Below are 22,301 nucleotides of genomic sequence, written 5' to 3'. Positions count from 1 at the left end.
TCGACCGCCTATGGACATTTTACGATTTTCTCAAACTCTGCCCTCGTGGCTGTCTCTTGCTCAGTTTCGGCCAGCATACAAGCGCTTGTTGCTCCCTTTCGCACTAATCGCTTTAATCACAAACGACACGACAAGAGACGTTTCGATAAACACCCTGTCTGATGCATTTTGGGCAGTATCTAGCTATGTCGCTTTTACCCTTGCGATTTATCATTACCTATCTGTTTTCTTTAACAAGGAAAACCGTATAGTAAATTTGTACCAAAGTTCTCGAAACCACCAAGTATTCTTTGCAGCATTACTTGGCGCTCTACCCGGTTGTGGCGGTGCGATTATTGTCACCACTCAATTTGTTAGCGGTAGAGTTGGTTTCGGCGCAATTGTCGCAGTTTTAACGTCGACAATGGGTGATGCCGCATTTTTGCTACTCGCAAGTAAACCTGATATCGGTTTTGCAGTCATTGGCCTTGGGGTAATGGTTGGCTGTATTTCTGGCTGAGTTGTTAATGGAATACATCGTGATGATTTCCTGCGCCCTGAAGCAAAGTCAGTCGCGAATCGTTTTAGTTGCGCAAGTGAAAGATCAAACAGCCTTGAACAAAAGGCAATCAATCTACAAGGTGCATTTTGGAAATGGCTAATTGTACCTGCAACCATCATTGCCGCACTTGGCTCTTTTCAGGTCGATGTAAATCAATTGCTCCACCTACCTGAAATGACCATTGAATGGACGGGCGCAATTCTGATCATTGTTAGTATGTTACTGTGGTCACTAACTAAAGAAATCAAAGATTACGAATCAACAGTTGCTGAGGACATAAAGCAAGTTTCTTCTCATCCAATACAGAAAGCTGCGCAAGATACCAATTTCGTTACAGCATGGGTGATACTGGCATTTATGGCATTTGAGCTGATTACTTTCTTTGGCCATATTGACCTCGCCGCGACGTTTTCTGGCTGGGGAGCGTGGATGCCTCTAATGGGATTAACAGTAGGTTTACTTCCGGGCTGTGGCCCGCAAATACTGGTGACTAGCCTATATATTTCCGGCGCAGCACCCTTATCCGCGCAACTCGCAAATGCAATCTCTAACGATGGCGATGCTCTATTCCCTGCAATTGCCTTGGCACCAAAAGCCGCTTTGGTCGCAACCATCTACTCAGCATTACCCGCTTTAGTTGTCGGTTACGGTTATTACTTCTTATTTGAAATTTAACAACATATACGTTGGCAAGAAAAAGCGCCCTCATTTGAGGGCGCTTGCTATTGGGAGGTCAGATATTATTTGTGACGCTCTTTTAGCTTGTTGACCACATCATTCATTGATAAACCTTGGTCTTGCAGAAGGACTAGCAAGTGGTAGATCAAATCGGCTGACTCGCACACTAACTCCGCTTTATCACCCGACGTCGCCGCAAGCGCGACTTCAACGCCTTCTTCGCCCACTTTCTGCGAAATACGCTTGGTGCCACGGGAATAAAGGTTGGCAGTATAAGAGGAATCAGGGTCGGCACTCTTGCGGGCAGCCAATAGCTGCTCAAGTTGATGAAGCCACACCATTTGCGACTCCTCTTGTGGGTCGACATCCCAGCAAGTGGTGTTGCCCAAGTGACACGTAGGACCAATGGGATTCACTTTCACTAGTAGCGTGTCGTTATCGCAATCTAGCTGCATGTTCACCAATTGCAATACGTTGCCTGAGGTTTCACCTTTGGTCCACAAACGCTGCTTAGTACGAGAAAAAAAGGTGACTTGACCTGTTTCACCCGTTTTCGCCAGTGCGTCTTGATTCATGTAACCCATCATCAGCACTTGGCTCGACTGGAAATCTTGCACAATGGCAGGTACTAGGCCATCCACCTTGTCCCAGTTGATACGCTCAGCTAAAGAACTTACTTCGGCGGTGTTTACACTCATAGTCGAACCTCAATACCTTGTTGTTTTAAATACTGCTTTAATTCGCCAATATTGATGACTTGCTTGTGGAACACCGATGCGGCAAGCGCACCATCCACATTTGCCTTTTGGTAAGCTTCTGCAAAGTGCTCCATCGCACCAGCACCGCCCGATGCAATCAATGGCACGTTACACACTTCTCGCACCATATTAAGCTGTTCGATATCGTAACCATTACGTACACCGTCTTGGTTCATCATGTTCAACACAATTTCACCTGCGCCACGCTGCTGAACTTCTTGTACCCAATCGCGTGTTTCCCATTGGGTCGCTTTGGTGCGTTCTTCATCACCCGTAAACTGATAAACCTGATATTTGCCCGTCTCTTTGTCATAGTACGAATCGATGCCGACGACGATGCACTGAACGCCAAATTTATCCGCAAGGTCAGTGATTAACTGTGGGTTTGCCAACGCTGGAGAGTTGATAGACACCTTGTCAGCGCCGAACTCAAGAATGCGCGCTGCGTCTTCGGCTGATTTAATGCCACCAGCGACACAGAAAGGAATATCGATCACTTCTGCTACACGCGCAACCCAACTTTTATCAACCACACGGCCATCGCTTGAAGCGGTAATGTCGTAAAACACTAGCTCGTCTGCACCTTCTTCAGCGTAACGCTGCGCCAGAGGAACAATATCGCCAATGATTTCGTGGTTGCGGAACTGAACGCCCTTCACCACTTGTCCATCACGAACATCAAGACATGGAATTATTCGCTTTGCCAACATGCAAATGCCTCCTCTGCTGTGAACTTACCATCAAGTAGTGCGCGGCCAACAATTACACCAGCGACACCAGAACCTTTCAGCGCTTCGATATCCGCTAATGAGCCAATGCCACCTGATGATTGGAATTGCACTTGTGGGTATTGTTTACATAGGTCTACATACAGCTCAACGTTTGAGCCTTCTAGCGTACCGTCACGAGAAATATCAGTACAAAGCACATGCTGTAAGCCAACGGTTAGGTAATCATTAATCAGAGCTTCGATAGTCACGCCTGAGTCTTCTTGCCAACCAGAGATCGCTACCTTACGAGTGCCGTCTTGAGCGATGTTGATATCTAGCGCGAGAACAATTTTTTCCGCGCCGTATTTTTCCATCCAACCTTTTACCAATTCTGGTTGTTTTACCGCTGTCGAGCCAACGACAACGCGCTGAGCACCTGCTTCGAGTAGATCGACAACGTCTTGCTCTGTTCGTACACCACCACCGATTTGGATATTCGCTGGAGTGCTCGCAAGTAGCTTGGCAATCAAATCAAGTTGGCGCGCTGTCGTGTCTTTCGCGCCCGTTAGATCCACTAAATGCAACCAATTAGCACCGGCTTGGTGATACAAGTTGAACTGCTCTGCTGGGTCGACTTTGTACTCGGTTACTTGTCCGTAATCACCTTGATAAAGGCGAACCACCTGTCCTTCAATTAAATCAAGAGCTGGAATAATCACACTAAATCCCTTTTATAATTCTAAGAAGTTTTGAATAAGCTTTGCGCCCGCTTTTGAAGAACGCTCAGGGTGGAATTGCACACCGTAGTAGTTACCGCTTTGCACAGCAGCCGTGAATGGATTTTCGTATTCACATTCTGCAATCGTGTACTCGCCAACAGGCATGGCAAAGCTATGTACGAAATAGAAGTACTCGCCTTCTTCAATCCCTTTGAATAGTGGGTTGCCTGTTTTAGCTGAGACAGTGTTCCACCCCATGTGAGGCAGTGGTAAGTCACCGGTTTCAAGTAGCTTCACTTCACCATCACAAAGTCCAAGGCACTCAACTAGCTCATCCGCTTTCTGCCCTTTTTCTTGAGACACTTTGCCCAACAGCTGCATACCTAAACAGATCCCCAGCAGCGGCTTTTCTACCTGTTTTACCAAGCTAATTAGATCACGCTCTTCGAGATTCTTCATCGCTTCACTTGCTGTCCCTACACCTGGTAGAAATAGCTTATCTGCTGCAAGCACTACTTGAGGGTCTTTAGAAATCGTTACATCATAACCTAAACGTTCAATGGCAAACTTCACCGAAGAAACGTTGGCACAACCAGTATCAATAATGACTACTTTCTGTTCTGTCACTGTTTTTCTCCTTGCTAATGTTAGCCTTAAAGTACGCCTTTACTACTTGGTAGCTCAGTGCCTTCTACTTTGATTGCTTGGCGTAAAGTACGACCAAACGCTTTAAATAGACTCTCGATGATGTGGTGATCATTATCGCCAGCTGAAGATAGGTGCAGCGTACACGCTAGCGTATCAGTCAATGAGCGGAAGAAATGAACCACCATCTCTGTGGATAGGTCACCGACTTGTTCACGGCTAAACTCCGCATCGAACTTAAGGTACGGACGGCCAGACAGATCAAGCGCACACTGAGCTAAACACTCATCCATTGGCAGGCTAAAGCCAAAGCGACCGATACCACGCTTGTCACCGAGAGCTTCTTTCAACGCTTGGCCTAATGCAAGAGCGGTATCTTCTACCGTGTGGTGATCATCAATGTGTAAGTCACCTTCCACTTTGCACACCATCTGGAATCCGCCGTGGGTCGCGATTTGATCTAGCATGTGGTCGAAGAAACCAAGACCAGTAGAGATTTGGTTGCTTCCCTGCTCATCCAGATTAACAGCAACTCTAATGTCCGTTTCTTTAGTGGTTCGAATCACTTCAGCAACGCGTGCTTTGACGGTTAGATCTTTAAGAATCTGTTTCCAGTTCATGGTTTCTGGGTTGTATTGAATACCACGAATTGCCATGTTTTCGGCTAGTTGAAGATCCGTTTGACGATCACCAATCACAACCGAGTTTTGGAAATCGACTTTGCCACCTTGAAGGTATTCTTTAACCAAACCCAATTTAGGCTTACGGCAAGAGCAGTTATCTTCATCAAAATGTGGACAAATCAGCACATCATCGAATTTCACACCCTGAGATTCGAAGATCTCCATCATCATGTTGTGTGGCGCATCAAAGTCTGCTTGTGGATAGCTGTCTGTCCCCAAGCCATCTTGGTTAGTCACCATCACTAGTCGGTAACCCGCATCTTGAAGCGAAAGTAGACTTGGAATAACAAACGGCTCTAGCTTTAGTTTATCTAATCGGTCTACTTGAAAGTCCACCGGCGGCTCAACAATTAAGGTGCCATCTCGGTCGATAAATAGAATTTTTTGTTGCTTGCTCACTCGAACTTCCTTATTTCAAATTTAGTGGCTCTCGCAAAGGCTAGAGCCAACGATATTTAGCTGTAATAGTTTCTAATAAACCCGAGTGTCTTTTCGCACTCGTCTCGGCTACCAATACTGATGCGTACACAGTTTTCGATAGGAGAGTTGCGTAAAATAATGCCGCTCTCCCATGCTGCTTTAAATAGTTCGTCACCCTGCGGGAATTTAACCAATAGGTAATTACCCCAGCCTTCGAATATTTCTAAGCCTTCAATCATTGATAAACCAACTTGCAGATACGCGCGGTTTGCATTGAGGTCGAGAACTTGAAACTTCGCTCTAGCTAGTCCCGCTTCAGATAACGCCTGAGTAGCGATTTCTGCCACTGGTACTGGTACTGGATACGGGGCGATAACCTTAAGAAGTACATTAATCAGCTCATCGTTTGCAAGGGTGAAGCCGCAGCGTAGCCCAGCAAGCGCAAAAGCTTTAGACAGCGTACGTAAAATCGCTAGGTTCGGATATTGCGCTAATAAATCGACTGTCGACGCGTCCGGGCAGAAATCAATATACGCTTCGTCCATCACCACAATGGCACGATCTTTTGTCATCTCAAGCAGAGAGACAATATCTTCTCGCTTAACTAGATTGCCCGTTGGGTTGTTTGGCGAACAAACAAATACTAGCTTGACGTTATCTAGGTTGGCTTTGATACCATCCAGATCAAGTTGCCAGTCTGACGTGAGCGGCACAGTCTTGCGTTCTACACCAATGGTTTCTGCGCTGATTGCATACATTCCGTAAGTCGGTGGGCAATAAAGAATCGCGTCTTCACCCGGCTCACAGAACGCGCGAATCAATAATTCGATACCTTCATCAGCTCCTCGAGAGGTCAGTGTTTGCGCTGGTTTTACACCCGCATAAGCCGCATACGCTTCAATTAGCTCTTTTGGCTGACATTCGCTGTAGCGGTTTAAGCGAGCAAAGTCAGTTTTGTATTCGTTGTTGAATGGCGATTCATTCGCGTTCAGCCAAACGTCGCCCATACCACCAATTCGGCGAGCCGATAAATAAGGAGTCAGTTGTTGGACTTGTTTACGCGCTAGCTTTTCCATCTCATTGCCCTCTTACTTAGCCGCCAGTTTTTCTACGCGAATAGTCACAGCACGCTTGTGCGCATCCAGACCTTCCGCTTCCGCCATGGTTACAACTGTTGGCGCTAACTCTTTTAAACCATCTGCCGTTAATTCTTGCACCGTCATTCGTTTAGAGAAGTCTGCTAAACCAAGACTTGAGTACGTGCGGGTGTAGCCGTAAGTAGGAAGAACGTGGTTTGTTCCCGAAGCATAGTCACCTGCTGATTCAGGAGACCAATCACCAAGGAAGATAGAACCAGCGTTATCTAACAGTGGCAAAAGCTCACGTGGATTTTTTGTCTGAACAATAAGGTGCTCAGGACCGTAATAGTTCGAAATCGACACTGCTTGAGTAAGCGATTCAGAGATAATGATTAAGCTTGATGCTAAAGCTTTCTCCGCAATATCTGCACGCGTTAGTTCTTTAAGCTGACGCTGGACTGCATCGGTGACCTGATCGGCAACAATCGGCGATGGTGTAACAAGCACGACTTGTGAATCTGGTCCGTGCTCCGCTTGGCTAAGCAAATCGGCAGCAATAAAATCTGGGTCAGCGGTTTCGTCAGCCAGAACCAACACTTCAGAAGGCCCTGCTGGCATATCAATTGCTGCACCACGGAAGTCATTACTTACCTGACGCTTTGCTTCTGTCACGTAAGCATTACCCGGCCCAAAAATCTTATCTACTTTTGAAACGCTTTCCGTACCATACGCCATTGCCGCAACCGCTTGACCGCCACCAACATTGTAGACTTCATCAATGCCACATAGCTTCGCGACATAAAGGATCTCGTCTGCGATTGGCGGTGGCGAGCAGAGCACTACTTTGCGGCAACCTGCAATTTTCGCTGGCACCCCAAGCATCAAAACTGTCGATGGCAGTGGTGCACTGCCACCCGGAATGTACAAGCCCACTTTTTGAATTGGACGAGTGACTTGCTCACACAATACACCAGGTTGTGTCTCAACCTTAATAGGCTGAGGTTTTTGCGCCTTATGGAACTTAGAGATATTCTCATAGGCCTGTTCAAGTGCCTGTTTCATGTTGGAAGACAAGCGTTCACATGCAGCCTCTACCTCTTGCTCAGAGACACGAATCGACTCAGGCTTAACACGATCAAACTTTTCTGTCAGCTCCAGCAACGCAGCATCTCCCTCTGCGCGGACTTTGGCGATCACTTGCGAAACCGCTGCGGTTATATTCGCACCTTCAGTAATTGCCGGACGCTCTAAAATAGAGTCTTGCTGAGATTCACTTAATGATTGCCAAACGACTGTTCTCATTGCGATTACTCCATCATTTTCTCAATTGGCAATACTAGGATTGAGCTCGCGCCCAACTCTTTTAGCTGTTCCATTGTTTCCCAGAACAAGTTTTCAGTACTCACTAAGTGAACAGCGACTTTTTGCTGATCAGCCGAAAGAGGGAGAACCGTTGGATCTTCAGCGCCCGGTAGCAAAGACTTGATTTGCTCCAGTTTATCCGTTGGTGCGTGCAACATAATATATTTTGACTCTTTCGCTTGCTGTACACCTTGCATACGTGTCAGAAGTTTTTCGATCAAGGCAACTTTGTCAGCATCGAACTCACCAGTACGTTGAATCAAGGTCGCTTTTGATTGGAAGATGATCTCTGCTTCTTTGAGACCATTTGCTTCCAAAGTCGCACCAGTAGAAACTAAGTCTGCAATCGCATCAGCAAGACCGGCACGTGGCGCAACCTCTACAGAACCTGTCAACATACAGGTAGAGAATGGAACACCTTGCTCATCCATGTAAGCTTTCAACAATTGTGGGTAGGTTGTCGCAATTCGTTTACCCGCGAGATCTTGAGGACCGTTATAAACTTCGTCTTTGTCGATAGCAATTGACAGGCGGCAACCACCGAAGTCTAGTCGGCGCAATTGAACGAATTCACTTGGTTCACCTAATGCCTTACGATCTAAGCGCACTTCTTCAAGTTCGTTTTCACCGATAAAGCCTAGGTCAACAACACCATCCATGATTAGACCAGGAATATCGTCATCTCGGACGAGCAATAAGTCAATTGGCATATTTAGTGAGTGAACTACAAGGCGCTCACCCATGATGTTGAATTTAACGCCGCACTTTTTAAGCAGTGTCTGACACTCCTTACTTAGGCGACCTTTCTTTTGGATTGCGATTCTTAGGCGTTGTGTTTGCATTGCTATATCCCTGTGCAAAATTTTGAAATTTATAAACTTTTTAAGATTAAAATACTGAAAAACCCTCGGAAGAGCTGGTCTCCCGAGGGTTCTAAATCTTGTATTTTGCGATTTTAGCCTCCGGGAGTTTCCTGTCTCCCGGGTATGCGTGCATCTCCCGAAAGACTAGACTGGGTGATGATGGTGATGAATGTTCATGACTAATTTACGCATACTTAATAAGCTCTTCTGCTTCGCTTTGTTGATATCCACACTAACTAAGGCGAAAACATTTTTCAACCATTTATTTAAACTTTTTTATAATTGTCTATGACAAATAAAAAGGGAGCCTGAGCTCCCTATCTAGTTATTTATCACTTCAGTCAATTAGGTGTTTTGGCAGCTAGCCATTTTTGACTTCGACAGAACCGACAACACCACGCAAATCGCTATAAATGCCACTGATGCTGCAGCAAACGACATCCCGATAGACGCTGTCATACCTAGAGTGATAAAGCCAATGCACGACACTGCTGCAACCGAAAGCGCGTATGGCAGCTGAGTTGCTACGTGGTCAATATGATTACAACGCGCACCTGTAGAAGAGAGAATAGTCGTGTCCGAGATTGGTGAACAGTGATCACCAAATACTGAACCCGCTAGAACAGCACTTAACATAGGTAGCATAAGCGCAAGATCAGTGGCACCCGCCATATCACCAGCAATTGGCAGCATAATACCAAACGTACCCCATGAAGTACCTGTAGAGAAAGCCATAAGACCAGACAACAAGAACAAAATTACCGGCAGCCAATGTGGGTTAATATTGCCTTGAGCCAACGTCGATAGATACTTACCAGTGTTCATATCTCCGATAACAGAACCGATTGTCCAAGCAAATACCAAAATCAAAATCGCACCGAACATTGATTTCGCACCAATCCAAAGCGTACGGGAAATCTCCGTTACAGCGATGCCTTGCTTAACAACGGTAAACAGCGCCACAGCGAGACCGACTAGACCACCGTAAATTAGTGACGTACCAACATCGGTATTCTCAAATGCGCCAAGCAAATTAAAGGCAATACCGTCAGCCTCTAGAGCTTGTCCACCTGTATATAGCATTGAAGCTACAGTCGCAACGATAAGTAAAACGATCGGTAGAATCAGATCCGAAACCTTACCTTTATCGCTCTCTTCAATATCAAGCTCTTCGTTGATTTCGTGTGCTTCGTCTGAATCTTCTGCTTGCTCTTTAGTAAAGCCTTGACCACGTGAAGCTGCAATTTCATGATCGCGCATCTTACCAATATCTAAGCCGAACCATGCCACAGCAAACACCATAAGCAGAGCAAAGATTGCATAGAAGTTCATCGGAATAAGGCGGACATAGGCACCTAAGGCTGAATACTCAGTAATCCCATGAGAGACCAAGATACCTCCAATAATAGTCATAATGTATGCACCCCAACTGGATGCAGGCATAATCACACACATGGGTGCTGCTGTAGAGTCTAGAATATAGGCTAACTTAGCTCGCGACACATAAAAGCGGTCTGTAACAGGACGAGAAATCGCACCGACAGCTAAGCTATTGAAGTAATCATCAACAAAGATAAAAACACCTAAAAATGCAGCGAGGAGCTTTGAGCCGCGTTTACTTTTCACTCGGGTCTGAGCCCATTCGGCAAACGCACGAGTACCACCCGAAAGGGTCAATAGCGCAGTCATCATGCCGAGTAGAATAAGGAAGCCAACAATGCTCATATTCCACGTATTAATGCCACCGTCTTCAATAAATACGCTTGAAACAGTCGAACCAACGTAGCCTAGCGCACTACCAAACGAGTAATCGTTTAGCAAAATAGCGCCCAATACAATACCAACCCCCAACGAAACGAGAACTCGACGGGTAATAATAGCTAAACTCAGTGCCACAAGCGGTGGCAAAAGAGACAAAGGAGATGATGCAAAATCAATTAAATTCATGATCTTCAAAAACCAGTAATAAATGGTTAGAGATCTACTGCAGACTAATTGAAGGAATTCATTTCCAAACAATTAAGTTGAAATTAGCGATAGGCTAGCGAATGCCAGACCCAGCCCTACAGTAGCGCTCCATAGTTTTACAAATTATAGACTATGGCAGTGTTACCCCTTTCGAGTGTAACCCCAGCAAACCCCTTTGATGAGAAAGTTCACTTCGGCGGAATAACCTTTTGTGTTTGCTCATTGGCATCACCCCAACAAACACTACTTTTTTATTCCGCGCCTCTACCGCGAACGTTGAAACTTTAAACTATTGAAAAATCAATTTAACAATAATTTAACCAACAATTCGCATCAGGTTCCGCCCATTGTACTTATCTCACGCTCTCTTTCAACATAATATTCCACTTTTTATTGTTAGAATTATTGCTAACCATCTTCGACTAAGCTTCCAAATCGAATGAATAGTCATCCAGTTTGATAGCTTTAGCTGAGACCTTTTGCTGTGGATGAATTAATCATTTATAAACTCTGCAGAAAAGAGATATATGCTGCAAAATATATGAGTAGTTTCATGAAAATTACATTATTGTATGAGATGCAGCACTTGCTATTTAATTGCTATATACATAGCGACATATACAGCCAAAGCCTAGTTTTATATATTCACGGCCATCGATATGAAACCAAACCCCCAAACAACTTATCTAATATTATTTGAACAAGGCCAAATCACGGTAGAGATTAATTTTCCTGACTGAATTTAAATTAGATAGTGCAGAATGATACGGATAAATTACTATTTTAGGTAAATTTATGTCAGTAAGATTGTAATATTATTCTTGGCGGTTTATAGTTCACACATCGGCAACTTATATATGAAGAGATGAATAAATGTCGGAACTAACAAAAACACTATTAAACATTCGTAGTCTACGCGCTTTTGCTCGCGAATTAACTCTCGAGCAATTAGAGGAAGCACTAGATAAACTCGCTACAGTTGTAGCAGAACGTAAAGAAGCTGAAGAAGCTGAACTTGCAGCGAGAGCTGAGCAAGAAGCTAAATTAGCGGCTATCGCTGACCAAATAGCTAAAGATGGTATCGATGTAGAAGCGCTAATTTCTGCGCTAGCAGGTGAGTCTAAAGGTAACAAGCCTAAAGCTAAGCGTGCTCCTCGTCCTGCTAAATATCATTATATTGATGCTTCTGGCGAAACCAAAACTTGGACAGGTCAAGGTCGTACACCTTCAGTTATCCAAGAACAATTAGATGCTGGTAAGCCTTTAGATGACTTCCTAATCTAATCAATTCGTTTGAGTTATTCAAAAAGCGCCGCTGGGCGCTTTTTTATTACAATGAATATAACAAAGCCCCATCAAATGAGGCTTTCTTAAAATGAGTTTTAACGTTCCCAATACGCTTCTTCCAAACTGTCTTCTCGCTCTGGAAGTCCACGAGATAAACGTGGCGAATGCTGCACCAATACTTCGTAGCTTGCTCGGTTTGAGTATTTACATACTTGTGAGAATGAAGAATAAGTTAAGTATGAATGTGCATGCTTACTAGAGTTAGGGACATTTTCTTTGTGGTATTTATTGGCAGCCATATCATGCAATAAAGCCGACAATGCAGCATCGCCAGCACCATTTGTATTCTTAATTTTCTCCGGACCTCCCATATAAGGCGAAATATGTGAGTACACTTTAATCGGATTATCACAAAGCGCTTTTGAAGCAGGTCGGCTAAATTCGAAGCGGTTGAATTCAGCAATACTACCTGGTAGCAATGGCAAAGAGGTTTCACGCTTTGCTGATTCTTCCGTATATCCGGCCATAAATAAGCCGACAGGTCCAGCAGTACATAATACCAAATCCACCCAGTCTAACGCTTTATCAGATGCAGCAAGGGGATCAGACTCGCCGGTTAACGCTTCGGCTTCATCCTCATTCATCGCTACCACTGAGACATGATCATTTAAAAATTCTTGCCAAAATTTCGGGTCATCTTGAATGACAAACTTAGTACCTAAAGTCAGTACAACCGGCACGTCATGCTTTTTGGCATATTCTATTGCCTTCATTGTTGCTTGAGGCATTGGGTCTCCCTCTTTACAACGCACCAAATAAGCGGTCAGTACTAACGCTGAAGCATTTTTAAATATTTTTTCTGAAATACTATCAGGATGAAGTTGATTCATCTGACCTTCACTAATTGCAAATGTACGTTCGCCATCTTCGGTAATAAGTGCAAAACAACGACCGATTGCACCATCTACACCTTGCAGGTGATTTAAGTCCATCCGACTTGATGTGTTACACAAGTAGCGGTAGCCGTAGCTGCCAATTTTAATATCTTGGCTCATCACGCCTAACAAAGTCGAACGATCATCAGCGAGCACCGAATAATTGTGAAGCGTATTGCCAATAGTACCACCAGCATATTCATTGGTAATAAGGTCACGCTCTTTTAGCTCGTTATATAATGCTTCAGCAGTTTCGTCATCTATGACAAGTGAGTGCCCCTTACTCAATTTGTACTTATCAATAAGCTCACTGCTTACCTTGGCTTCTATATCAACGAGCGTTTGATCAATACCGATAATGTGCGTACGCGACATTTTTTTACTTTCTTGAGATTGACTGACTAATGGATCACGTGCGTGAACAGGAAAGTAGTGCTTCGATTTACGTTGACCAGGAAATTTCATAACAATGCTTCTGCAGTAAAGGAATGTAAATAAGGGATGAAAGGATGCCGGATTCTACCTCGCAGCTTGTAGCACGGCAACAAAAGGTATTATAGCAAACGTTTGCACGAGCAATTAATATACGAGTGAATCTGAATGTAATAGATAAATGGGGTAAAAATAAGGATAAGCACTCACTTTATGTCAGTGCTTTGGAAAGTAAAACAGCGAGTGTTACCATTCTAAATGTCTGTATATTGGGCTTATTCGCCTTCCATAAAACTTAAGTCAGGCAGGCGATCTAAATTATCAGCATAGCGCTTTAAGTTGAACTCACCTTCGTTTTTCATTACATCAAAGATTTCAATCGCTACCGCACACGCCATCATAGCGATAGCGTCTTCACGAGGCGTGCCCGTCATCATCAAACGCATCAAGGTTTCTTTCACCTTCACTGGGTTTCCATCTTCTAGCTGGTTTTCGATAACTTCGATTAGCTGCGCTTCTTCGATGATTTGGTTTTCTTCGCTCATTAGATTAATTCTGACTCTCTTGAATTTTCGTCACTATGCCATATATACAAGTTTAATAGTCAAATTTTGCAGTTTTAACTATGCAAGCGCACAATAATCGTCCGAATTCGAAGTGTGATTTCGGTCTCGGAACTGTCACCCTGCTGTGCTTTCTGATAAAATCTGCGTCCAGTTAATTTAAGTGGTGTTTAGTAATGTCTGACAACAGTCAAAAGAAAGTCATCGTTGGCATGTCCGGTGGCGTTGATTCATCTGTATCTGCGTATCTTCTTAAGCAGCAAGGCTACCAAGTCGAAGGCCTATTTATGAAGAACTGGGAAGAAGATGACAACGAAGAATACTGTACAGCAGCTGAAGACCTTGCCGATGCGCAAGCTGTTTGTGACAAGCTAGGCATATATCTACACACAATTAACTTTGCTGCCGAGTATTGGGACAACGTATTCGAGTATTTCCTTGCTGAATATAAAGCAGGTCGTACACCAAACCCAGATATTCTGTGTAACAAAGAGATTAAGTTTAAAGCGTTTTTGGAGTTTGCTGATGAAGTTCTAGATGCCGACTACATCGCGATGGGGCATTATGTTCGCCGCACTTTTCCAACCGCGGAAGACATTGCAAATGGTGAGAAACCACGCATGCTTCGCGGACTAGATAGCAACAAAGACCAAAGCTACTTCCTATACACTTTAAGCAGCGAACAAGTCGCGCGTAGCCTTTTCCCTGTGGGTGATTTAGAGAAACCTGAAGTTCGCCGCATTGCGGAAGAGCAAGATCTGATCACAGCGAAGAAAAAAGATTCAACTGGTATTTGTTTTATTGGTGAACGTAAGTTTACTGACTTCCTAGGCCGTTATCTCCCAGCACAGCCAGGCAACATTGAAACACCAGAAGGCAAAGTCATCGGTAAACACAACGGATTGATGTACCACACGCTGGGTCAACGTAAAGGTCTACATATCGGTGGCCAAAAAGGCGGTGGTGGCAATGAAGACCCGTGGTTCGTTGGTGACAAAGATCTTAAGCGTAATGTGCTGATTGCAGTTCAAGGCAAAGACCACCCAATGCTTAAATCCCAAGGCTTACTAGCATCACAACTACACTGGGTTGATCGTGAAGCAATTAAAGATCCGTTACAATGCACAGTAAAAACACGCTACCGTCAAACAGATATCCCATGTACTATCATCCCTATCGATGATGAGAGCATTAAAGTGATCTTTGACGAGCCTCAAATTGCCGTTACACCAGGTCAATCTGCTGTTTTCTATCAAGATGACGTCTGCCTTGGTGGTGGAATCATCGAAGAACGCATTTAATTTTTTAGGAGTAGAACTACGTGGCTAACACACTATACGACCGTACAATCGCCTTTGCAGGAATTTGCCAAGCTGTCGCTTTGGTACAACAAGTCGCAAAAAACGGTCACTGTGACTCTGACGCGTTTGAAACTTCTCTAAAAGCGATCTTAAGCACCAACCCAAATAATACCGTGGGTGTTTTCGGTCGCGAATCTGACCTAAAGCTTGGCTTAGAATGCCTAGTCAAAGGTATCGATAGCACTCCAAATGGTAGCGAAATTACGCGTTACATTATCAGCCTAATGGCGCTGGAGCGTAAGCTGCAATCCCGCAATGACGCCATGTCTCAGTTGGGTGATCGTATCCAAATGCTAGAACGTCAGCTCGATCACTTTGAACTGCTAGACGAGCAAATGATTAGCAATCTTGCAAGCGTCTATCTTGATGTGATTAGCCCTGTAGGCCCGCGTATTCAAGTTACGGGTACACCGTCAGTACTGCAACAAACGTCTAACCAACACAAAGTTCGCGCTCTTCTTCTATCAGGTATTCGCAGTGCCGTACTATGGCGTCAGGTCGGTGGTAAACGTCGTCACCTTATCTTTGGCCGTAAAAAAATGGTTGAACAGGCACAAATACTATTAGCTCGAATCTAACGTAAAATTAATAGCTCGCGCAGGACGCGAGCTTCTTCTTTTATACCAAAGCACTTTCTTCCAAAATAAGAGTAAAGCAAACGTTTGCGCAATGTTCGTGACAAAAGCTTTGGTAATTGGTATAAAGCACACAAAATTTAGAAACTCAATTTTCAGGAGAACATCATGGAACTGTCAGCATTGACTGCTGTTTCACCAGTAGACGGTCGTTACGGAAGCAAAACAATCGCACTTCGCAGCATCTTTAGTGAATTTGGACTACTGAAGTACCGCTCTATCGTTGAAATTCGTTGGTTACAAAAGCTTGCAGCTACAGATGCAATCACCGAAGTACCAGCATTCAGCGCAGAAGCAAACAAGTTCCTAGATGAGTTAGCAGCAAACTTCTCTGAAGAAGATGCGGCACGCATTAAAGAGATTGAACGTACAACTAACCACGACGTGAAAGCCGTTGAGTACTTCCTTAAAGAGAAAGTCGCTGGTTTACCAGAGCTAGACGCAGTGAATGAGTTCATTCACTTTGCTTGTACTTCAGAAGACATCAACAACACCTCTCACGCGCTAATGCTCAAAGAAGCACGTGATGAAGTGATTCTTCCTGAAATCAAAAACATCATCGACGCTATCAAAGCGCTTGCTGTTGAATACCGTGATATTCCTCTTCTATCTCGTACACACGGTCAACCTGCTTCTCCTTCTACTATGGGCAAAGAAATGGCTAACGTGGCGTACCGCATGGAGCGCCAGTACAAGCAGATCGCTAACATAGAAATTCTTGGTAAGATCAATGGTGCCGTAGGCAACTACAACGCTCACCTTTCTGCTTACCCAGAGTTAGACTGGCACCAATTCTCTGAAGAGTTCATCACTGAATCTCTTGGTGTTACTTGGAACCCATACACAACTCAAATCGAACCACACGATTACATCGCAGAGCTATTCGACGCGGTTGCACGTTTCAACACTATCCTGATTGACTTCGATCGTGATGTTTGGGGTTACATTGCTCTAGGTCACTTCAAGCAAAAAACAATTGCTGGCGAAATCGGTTCTTCAACCATGCCGCATAAAGTGAACCCAATTGACTTTGAAAACTCAGAAGGTAACCTAGGGCTAGCAAACGCGGTATTCGGCCACCTAGCGCAGAAACTCCCTATCTCTCGCTGGCAGCGTGACTTAACTGACTCAACAGTTCTACGTAACCTAGGCGTTGGTGTGGGCTACGCAATCATCGCGTACACTTCAACACTAAAAGGCATCAGTAAGCTAGAAGTTAACCGAGAAGCGCTTCTTGCTGAGCTAGACCAAAACTGGGAAGTTCTTGCAGAACCTGTGCAAACAGTTATGCGTCGTTACGGTATCGAAAAGCCATACGAGAAGCTAAAAGAGCTAACTCGTGGCAAACGTGTCGACGGTGAAGCTATGCGTAACTTCATCGATGGCCTTGAACTACCAGGGCACGAGAAAGCACGTCTAAAAGAGATGACACCAGCTAACTACATCGGTCAGGCAATTGAGCTAACTGATAAGCTGTAAAAGAATCGAGAATCGAGAATCGAGAATCGAGAATCGAGAATCGTTTAATTGTGAGGGTTGACGTGAAAGCGTCAACCCTTCTTCGTTTCAATCTAAATATATATTCAGCCGTGCTGTTTCCGGTCATTCCTTAGAGCAACGAAGTTGCGAGTAAGGAATCTCATTAATTTTTCTATCAACTTTTAGAGATCCCCCCCCCTTCGTTCCTCGCTCTCGGGGATGAGGGATATAATGTCAAGCAGAAACATTTTCCGCTTACCCATCCCCTTTAGCTCTCTATTTTTTTTGAAAAAACAGCGTGATCTTCCCTACTTCAATGCCAAACTTCTTAATTTTGGTTAGATTAAAAACATGCTTTTCATCCTGGCGGTATAGCCAGTCATCCAATGACACAACAACTGTCGAGTCTTCTAGTTGTAATTCGAAGTCATATTGCCACTGAAGTGCATTGCCAACTTCTCTCCCTGTCGCAATACCAATAATGTCGTCAGCGCTTCCTTGGTAGTAACCATTGCCTAAGCGTTCAATGGTCCAGATTCGTTGGGATTTCTCACCATCATCAAATACAAAATCTTCGACAAGTGTGAGAGTGTTTTCTTTCACACTGCCGACAATCACCACCTCAAAGCGGCGAGTCTGTTTGTTGGTGTAATCTTGCACCATTCCCCAAGCCATTGACTTGCCTTCAAAGTACTCGAACAAGTTGAATTCAGGTTTGCTTTCTCTGTAGTCATCTAAGTCGCTAGAGCAACCTATAATCAGCAGCGTAGATAACAGCACCATGATCGTCAGCTTTAGGCGTTTAAACATTAGTTTCTCCCAATCAAACGTTCTCTGAGCCGCGGGTACTCAGTGTTTGGTGATAACCATATTGCTAGAAAAGCATCGTTAAAAGCCTCTTCTTCAATAGAGCCAATAAGTTGCTGGTTTGTCTTTGGTTTAGAATAGTAAAAGCTGCCCCGGTAACCATCTGTCACATAGGTCAAATTGTTACCTTCTTCAATATCAGGGAAGATGATTTCTAGCCTTGACGCCCAATAATCCGTATCACTTTGCTCATAGCCGAGCTTTTCCCACTGTTCAACCGTAGCGTCTAGCAGTTGTTTTTGAGAAATGTCTCTTTGGTAAGTAATAGAAAGTGCAAGGGGGTGAGGTGTAATATCCTTTTCAACAACATAGCCGCCATTTGGCGTCAGCAATTGCGACTCATAAATATCAAAGAAAAACATTGTTAACTGAGCCTGACCAACACTAGTCCAACTTCTCCAGCTTTCAGCATTATGCCTTGATGACTCAGACGCAAAAGCACTACTAGTCAGCACTAGGAACGCTGTTATTATTGCTACGCACTTCATATCCATATACCTTAAGAATCAAAGCAATGATTAGAGTCCACTCAACGAGTAATATGCTTACAATGGTGATGTTAGAAACCCCAAATGAAACGGCTCCAAGGCTTTCACCCGCAACATAACTTAGTGCACCTCCAATCCCTCCTACCATTGATACGATAGTTAGTGGATACTGGCTCACTATCGGATATAAAAAATAAGCGTACCAAGCAAATATCAGCCACAATGCCAACAACCATAATGGGAAATATTCGTATTGAAACTGAAGCAATCCAAAGGTCATATTTGTAAAATCGACCACAATACCTAGAGCAACAACAAGAACAACCCTAATCCAATTGAGCTTCATTTTTATAGTCGACACAACCAGCGTTATCGCGACAAGCGATAATGTCACGTACTGTAGCTCATAGTTTCCTATTACGGCGCAGAACCATATAGCTTGAAACCAAGTTGACACCATAAGTAACCGCTTCATAGCATGCCCCTTTAATTCAGCTTCTATGGACGCTGAAACGTCATGTGAACAGTGCTGATTGATTTTGCACGAAAGCCACCTTCACAATAGCAAAAGTAGTAATTCCACATTCGTACAAACCTGTCATCAAACCCCAAGTCAGAAACCTGTTCACGGGCTTGGTTGAACTTCAGATACCAGTCTCTAAGAGTTTTGGCATAATCCTCACCAATATCGTAAAGATCTCTTAGAATGAGGTCGCTATGTTTTGTCGTGGCATGTGTTAATGCGGTAATTGAAGGTAAAAAGCCACCTGGGAAGATATACTTTTGAATAAAATCAACATTATTACTGTAATAATCATAGCGCTGGTCTGCAATGGTGATGGCCTGGATCGCCATCAGTCCACCAGTCTTCAATAATGACTGGCACTTTTGAATGTAAGAGGTAAGAAACTGCTTGCCAACTGCCTCAATCATCTCAATCGATACCAGCTTATCAAAAGCCCCTTCCAACAGACGGTAGTCTTGTTTAAGCAGGGTTATTCTGTCTTGCAAACCCTTCTCTTCTATCTTCTGCTTAGCGTATTGAAACTGCTGTTCTGAAATAGTTGTAGTGGTAACATGGCAACCATAGTTTTCTGCCATATAGATAGCCATTGACCCCCACCCCGTTCCTATCTCAATCACGGAATCATTAGATGTGAGCTTCAGTTGCTTACACAGGCGATCCATTTTATTGATCTGGGCGTGCTCTAGCGTGTCATTAGGCGAATCGTAAATCCCTGACGAGTAGAGCATGCGACTATCAAGAAAAGTTTCGTATAGTTCATTACTCAAATCATAATGAGCTTCAATATTTCTTGCAGAGTTCTCGACTGTGTTGCGATTCAACCAGTGCCCAACTTGATATATAAGTTTCGACAAAAAACTTGAACGACTTTCGATAGTGTCTAATGTTGAAAGGTTCATTGCCATTAGCTCCATTACGGCTGTGAGATCAGGGCTTTCCCACCATCCATCCATATACGCTTCACCAGCGGCAATACTGCCGCCTTTCAGTAAGCGAGCATAAAACGCAGGATTTTTGACTTCAACAATGGCACTAGGTTGACCCTTCTGCGGGCGACCAAAGCTCTCTCTGACTTGCGTAGCACCTTGCGAACCAAAAGACTCAATGATGGTCAACGAACCAAACTGAATCTTGTACAAACATGAAAATGCGATGTTTCGGGCTGTTTTCTGCACCGAAGTTAATTGCGCAGGCAAAGGTAGCGTTTGTGAGTTAATCATTTCTTAGGCTCCTTGTTATTTTTCTATTTTCGCGCTGTGATTCTGTTCAATTTCATCACCCTGACTATATTTGGGGTGCGAATAAAACGGCGCTCCTTTGATCCATAGTTTTAATGCGTGCCAATAAATGCCCACAGTCACTTTTACTGCCATTATTGGAGTAACGATCAAATGTTTAAGTAGAACTCGCGAACACAATGGCTTTCTAACCATTTTCATTGTGGCATCAAACTCTTTGTCACTGCGATGACACTCCAAATGAATAGAGAGACGCTGATTTATGGGCTTGATTTTCCATACGTATTCTTGCTCAATAGGATTAAATGGAGAGACATGAAACGCCTTTGCGTGCTTCCAGGTTCTCTCATCATTTGCATCTAATAAATAGTAGTAACGTTCATTCCAAGGTGTGTTGCTAACTTCAGCCAGTAGGTAAAGCCAGTTTTCACTCTCGTCATAGATGTAGTAGAAATTAACCGGACTAAAGTAGATACCAAAATACCTTAGGTGCACTACAGCTTTTACGCTTCCTTTAGTAGCCTCTCCACCAAGTTCTACAACCTTGTTTAATACCGCCTGTTTTAAGTCCCCAGAACCTAAGTAATCATCGCGTTTAAACCTAGCCCAATGCCACCAACGAGTTCCGAACCCCCACACCTTGTTTTGCAAAGATTCAAGCTCATCTAAGTCTAGGCATGGCATAAACAAACGGTAGTTCAACGCGTGTTGTACTGGAGTAAAGCGCCGGTGCCTTACATCCCCAACAAAAAGGCAGCTACCCTTCCCTTCAGACATCTTAAGCCGCTCCCTGAGAACCCAGATTGGAATCAAGTAGATTAATTCCTCTCACTATGTCTAACGCACTACGTACACCATCTTCGTGGAAGCCGTTATACCAATATGCACCACAGAACCAAGTTCGAGATAGGCCATTAATTTCGTCGCGTCGTGCCTGTGCCTCTATCGATTGCTGGTTGAAAACCGGATGGTGATAAACAAAGCGCTTCAATATCTTTTCCTGCGCAATTTGCTCATTACTGTTTAAAGAGACGCAGAATGTTGACGGTGCATCAATGTGCTGCAATATGTTCATGTTGTAAGTCAATGTTGGTGCTCTACCTTCTTCACCTTTACAACCTTCAAGCCAATAATTCCAAGACGCCCAAGCGGCTTTTCGTTTTGGCAGTAAGCTTTCATCAGTATGCAAAATGACTTCATTCGCTTGATAAGCTAAGTTGGACAGTACAGATTGCTCGGTCGCACTCGAATCTTGCAAAAGCTGTAGAGCCTGATCACTATGGCAGGCAAACACAACCTGATCGAACCTTTCCGTCTGACCATTAAAATGCAGCGTCACACCTACTTGATCTCTTACTACAGAATCAACGGGGGTGTTTAGACGTATCTTATCTGAATACCCTCTGGTAAGTGGCTTGATGTAAGTGCTTGATCCACCTTTAATTACATACCATTGCGGCCGATTGGTCACATCAAGTAAGCCATGATTTAGAAAGAATCGCGCAAAGAAGGGCAACGGAAACGCTCGCATATCTGCTAATGTCGAAGACCAAATAGCCGCACCCATCGGCAAAATATAGTTGTCGCAGAAGTAGTCACTAAATTCACGCGAAGTGAGGAAGTCTCCGAGTGTTAAATCGGCCATGTTAGGCTGGTTGGCTATCTCCTTGACTTCTTTATTAAAGCGGAGAATTTCAAAGATAAAAGAGTAAAATTTAGGATTTAGCCAATTGCGCTTTTGAGCAAACAGTGTCGACACAGTATGCCCATTATACTCAAGGCCGTTGCTATCATTTCTTACGCTGAAACTCATTTGGCTTGGTTTGCCTTCCACTCCGATCTCTTCCATCAAAGCGATAAAGTTAGGGTATGTTCTGTCGTTGTAGACAATGAAGCCTGTATCTACAGAATAAGAACAACCTTCGACTTCGACATCAACGGTTGCGGTGTGTCCGCCTATGTAATCATTCGCTTCAAACAAGGTGACGTCGTGCTCTCTATGTAAATAGTAACCACAAGTTAACCCTGATATTCCCGTTCCAATAATTGCTATTTTCATTGTCC

21 protein-coding genes, 1 pseudogene, 1 riboswitch and 1 other annotated feature are annotated in these 22,301 nt (G+C 44.0%); of the genes and pseudogenes, 5 read left to right on the top strand and 17 right to left on the bottom strand.

Annotation, left to right across the window (positions count from 1 at the left end; all coding sequences use genetic code 11):
* The first annotated feature begins 10 nt into the window (after nucleotides 1-10).
* Nucleotides 11-1,216, top strand: a pseudogene (locus ZX61_RS23110) (putative manganese transporter).
* 65 nt (nucleotides 1,217-1,281) lie between these two features.
* Here the strand turns inward: ZX61_RS23110 and hisIE are convergent.
* The 9 genes from hisIE to ZX61_RS23065 all read right to left on the bottom strand — a co-directional run bounded on the left by hisIE (nucleotide 1,282) and on the right by ZX61_RS23065 (nucleotide 10,405).
* Nucleotides 1,282-1,917 carry a bifunctional phosphoribosyl-AMP cyclohydrolase/phosphoribosyl-ATP diphosphatase HisIE gene (hisIE, locus tag ZX61_RS23105; RefSeq protein ID WP_004743970.1) on the bottom strand — a complete coding sequence of 212 codons (636 nt, stop codon included), beginning with the start codon at nucleotides 1,915-1,917 and terminating at the stop codon, nucleotides 1,282-1,284.
* On the bottom strand, nucleotides 1,914-2,687 hold the full coding sequence (gene hisF, locus ZX61_RS23100; RefSeq protein ID WP_049846922.1) for an imidazole glycerol phosphate synthase subunit HisF: 774 nt from the start codon (nucleotides 2,685-2,687) through the stop codon (nucleotides 1,914-1,916). Before hisF ends, hisIE begins: the two co-directional genes overlap by 4 nt.
* The gene (gene hisA / locus ZX61_RS23095; protein WP_004743847.1) at nucleotides 2,669-3,406 is read right to left on the bottom strand and encodes a 1-(5-phosphoribosyl)-5-[(5-phosphoribosylamino)methylideneamino]imidazole-4-carboxamide isomerase; all 738 of its coding nucleotides are present in this window, start codon (nucleotides 3,404-3,406) and stop codon (nucleotides 2,669-2,671) included. Before hisA ends, hisF begins: the two co-directional genes overlap by 19 nt.
* Before the next feature lie 12 nt (nucleotides 3,407-3,418).
* Complete coding sequence (gene hisH, locus ZX61_RS23090; protein WP_045974408.1) at nucleotides 3,419-4,033, bottom strand: imidazole glycerol phosphate synthase subunit HisH; 615 nt, start codon at nucleotides 4,031-4,033, stop codon at nucleotides 3,419-3,421.
* 26 nt (nucleotides 4,034-4,059) lie between these two features.
* A complete protein-coding gene (gene hisB, locus ZX61_RS23085) occupies nucleotides 4,060-5,133 on the bottom strand; it encodes a bifunctional histidinol-phosphatase/imidazoleglycerol-phosphate dehydratase HisB (protein WP_049846921.1) in 1,074 nt (357 codons plus the stop codon).
* Between the two features lie 56 nt (nucleotides 5,134-5,189).
* Nucleotides 5,190-6,230, bottom strand: coding sequence for a histidinol-phosphate transaminase (hisC, locus tag ZX61_RS23080; protein WP_049846920.1), 1,041 nt, complete (start codon nucleotides 6,228-6,230; stop codon nucleotides 5,190-5,192).
* A gap of 12 nt (nucleotides 6,231-6,242) precedes the next feature.
* Nucleotides 6,243-7,535, bottom strand: coding sequence for a histidinol dehydrogenase (gene hisD / locus ZX61_RS23075; RefSeq protein WP_049846919.1), 1,293 nt, complete (start codon nucleotides 7,533-7,535; stop codon nucleotides 6,243-6,245).
* 5 nt (nucleotides 7,536-7,540) lie between these two features.
* Nucleotides 7,541-8,437, bottom strand: coding sequence for an ATP phosphoribosyltransferase (hisG, locus tag ZX61_RS23070; protein WP_049846918.1), 897 nt, complete (start codon nucleotides 8,435-8,437; stop codon nucleotides 7,541-7,543).
* A gap of 53 nt (nucleotides 8,438-8,490) precedes the next feature.
* Nucleotides 8,491-8,627 (bottom strand) — a sequence feature (His leader region).
* A 176-nt stretch (nucleotides 8,628-8,803) separates the two neighbouring features.
* Nucleotides 8,804-10,405 (bottom strand): Na+/H+ antiporter NhaC family protein, encoded by a 1,602-nt coding sequence (locus tag ZX61_RS23065; RefSeq protein WP_049846917.1) that lies wholly within the window; start codon nucleotides 10,403-10,405, stop codon nucleotides 8,804-8,806.
* Nucleotides 10,406-10,519: 114 nt separating this feature from the next.
* Nucleotides 10,520-10,701, bottom strand: a riboswitch (Lysine riboswitch).
* A gap of 598 nt (nucleotides 10,702-11,299) precedes the next feature.
* On the opposite strand from ZX61_RS23065, the gene ZX61_RS23060 reads away from it, so the two are divergent.
* Nucleotides 11,300-11,710 carry an H-NS family histone-like protein gene (locus tag ZX61_RS23060; protein ID WP_049846916.1) on the top strand — a complete coding sequence of 137 codons (411 nt, stop codon included), beginning with the start codon at nucleotides 11,300-11,302 and terminating at the stop codon, nucleotides 11,708-11,710.
* A gap of 98 nt (nucleotides 11,711-11,808) precedes the next feature.
* Here the strand turns inward: ZX61_RS23060 and ZX61_RS23055 are convergent, their stop codons facing one another.
* Nucleotides 11,809-13,113 carry an inosine/guanosine kinase gene (locus tag ZX61_RS23055; RefSeq protein ID WP_049846915.1) on the bottom strand — a complete coding sequence of 435 codons (1,305 nt, stop codon included), beginning with the start codon at nucleotides 13,111-13,113 and terminating at the stop codon, nucleotides 11,809-11,811.
* 242 nt (nucleotides 13,114-13,355) lie between these two features.
* Entirely contained in the window at nucleotides 13,356-13,625 is a 270-nt protein-coding gene (locus tag ZX61_RS23050; RefSeq protein ID WP_049846914.1) for a hypothetical protein, read from the bottom strand.
* Between the two features lie 194 nt (nucleotides 13,626-13,819).
* On the opposite strand from ZX61_RS23050, the gene mnmA reads away from it, so the two are divergent.
* The 3 genes from mnmA (at nucleotide 13,820) to purB (ending at nucleotide 17,118) form a co-directional block, all read left to right on the top strand.
* Nucleotides 13,820-14,944, top strand: coding sequence for a tRNA 2-thiouridine(34) synthase MnmA (mnmA, locus tag ZX61_RS23045; RefSeq protein WP_049846913.1), 1,125 nt, complete (start codon nucleotides 13,820-13,822; stop codon nucleotides 14,942-14,944).
* Between the two features lie 20 nt (nucleotides 14,945-14,964).
* Complete coding sequence (gene hflD / locus ZX61_RS23040) at nucleotides 14,965-15,582, top strand: high frequency lysogenization protein HflD (RefSeq protein ID WP_049846912.1); 618 nt, start codon at nucleotides 14,965-14,967, stop codon at nucleotides 15,580-15,582.
* Between the two features lie 165 nt (nucleotides 15,583-15,747).
* The gene (gene purB / locus ZX61_RS23035) at nucleotides 15,748-17,118 is read left to right on the top strand and encodes an adenylosuccinate lyase (protein ID WP_049846911.1); all 1,371 of its coding nucleotides are present in this window, start codon (nucleotides 15,748-15,750) and stop codon (nucleotides 17,116-17,118) included.
* Nucleotides 17,119-17,394: 276 nt separating this feature from the next.
* Here purB and ZX61_RS23030 read toward each other — a convergent pair whose 3' ends face one another.
* Genes ZX61_RS23030 through ZX61_RS23005 form a run of 6 tightly spaced genes read right to left on the bottom strand, consistent with a single transcriptional unit; the run spans nucleotide 17,395 to nucleotide 22,296 of the window.
* Nucleotides 17,395-17,928 carry a DUF3833 domain-containing protein gene (locus tag ZX61_RS23030; RefSeq protein WP_049846910.1) on the bottom strand — a complete coding sequence of 178 codons (534 nt, stop codon included), beginning with the start codon at nucleotides 17,926-17,928 and terminating at the stop codon, nucleotides 17,395-17,397.
* The gene (locus ZX61_RS23025) at nucleotides 17,928-18,473 is read right to left on the bottom strand and encodes a chalcone isomerase family protein (RefSeq protein WP_049846909.1); all 546 of its coding nucleotides are present in this window, start codon (nucleotides 18,471-18,473) and stop codon (nucleotides 17,928-17,930) included. The genes ZX61_RS23030 and ZX61_RS23025 overlap by 1 nt, the downstream gene beginning before the upstream one ends.
* Entirely contained in the window at nucleotides 18,430-18,948 is a 519-nt protein-coding gene (locus ZX61_RS23020) for a DUF2878 domain-containing protein (protein WP_049846908.1), read from the bottom strand. The genes ZX61_RS23025 and ZX61_RS23020 overlap by 44 nt, the downstream gene beginning before the upstream one ends.
* Nucleotides 18,949-18,971: 23 nt before the next feature.
* The gene (locus ZX61_RS23015; protein WP_049846907.1) at nucleotides 18,972-20,219 is read right to left on the bottom strand and encodes an SAM-dependent methyltransferase; all 1,248 of its coding nucleotides are present in this window, start codon (nucleotides 20,217-20,219) and stop codon (nucleotides 18,972-18,974) included.
* Nucleotides 20,220-20,234: 15 nt separating this feature from the next.
* Entirely contained in the window at nucleotides 20,235-21,014 is a 780-nt protein-coding gene (locus ZX61_RS23010; RefSeq protein WP_049846906.1) for a DUF1365 domain-containing protein, read from the bottom strand.
* Between the two features lies 1 nt (nucleotide 21,015).
* On the bottom strand, nucleotides 21,016-22,296 hold the full coding sequence (locus ZX61_RS23005) for an NAD(P)/FAD-dependent oxidoreductase (protein ID WP_049846905.1): 1,281 nt from the start codon (nucleotides 22,294-22,296) through the stop codon (nucleotides 21,016-21,018).
* Nucleotides 22,297-22,301 lie beyond the last annotated feature (5 nt).

It is taken from the genome of Vibrio sp. VPAP30, from assembly GCF_001188205.1.
In the GTDB taxonomy this organism is placed as follows: domain Bacteria; phylum Pseudomonadota; class Gammaproteobacteria; order Enterobacterales; family Vibrionaceae; genus Vibrio; species Vibrio bivalvicida.
Note: the sequence above shows the minus strand (reverse complement) of the source record. Positions and strands in the feature narration are given on the sequence as shown.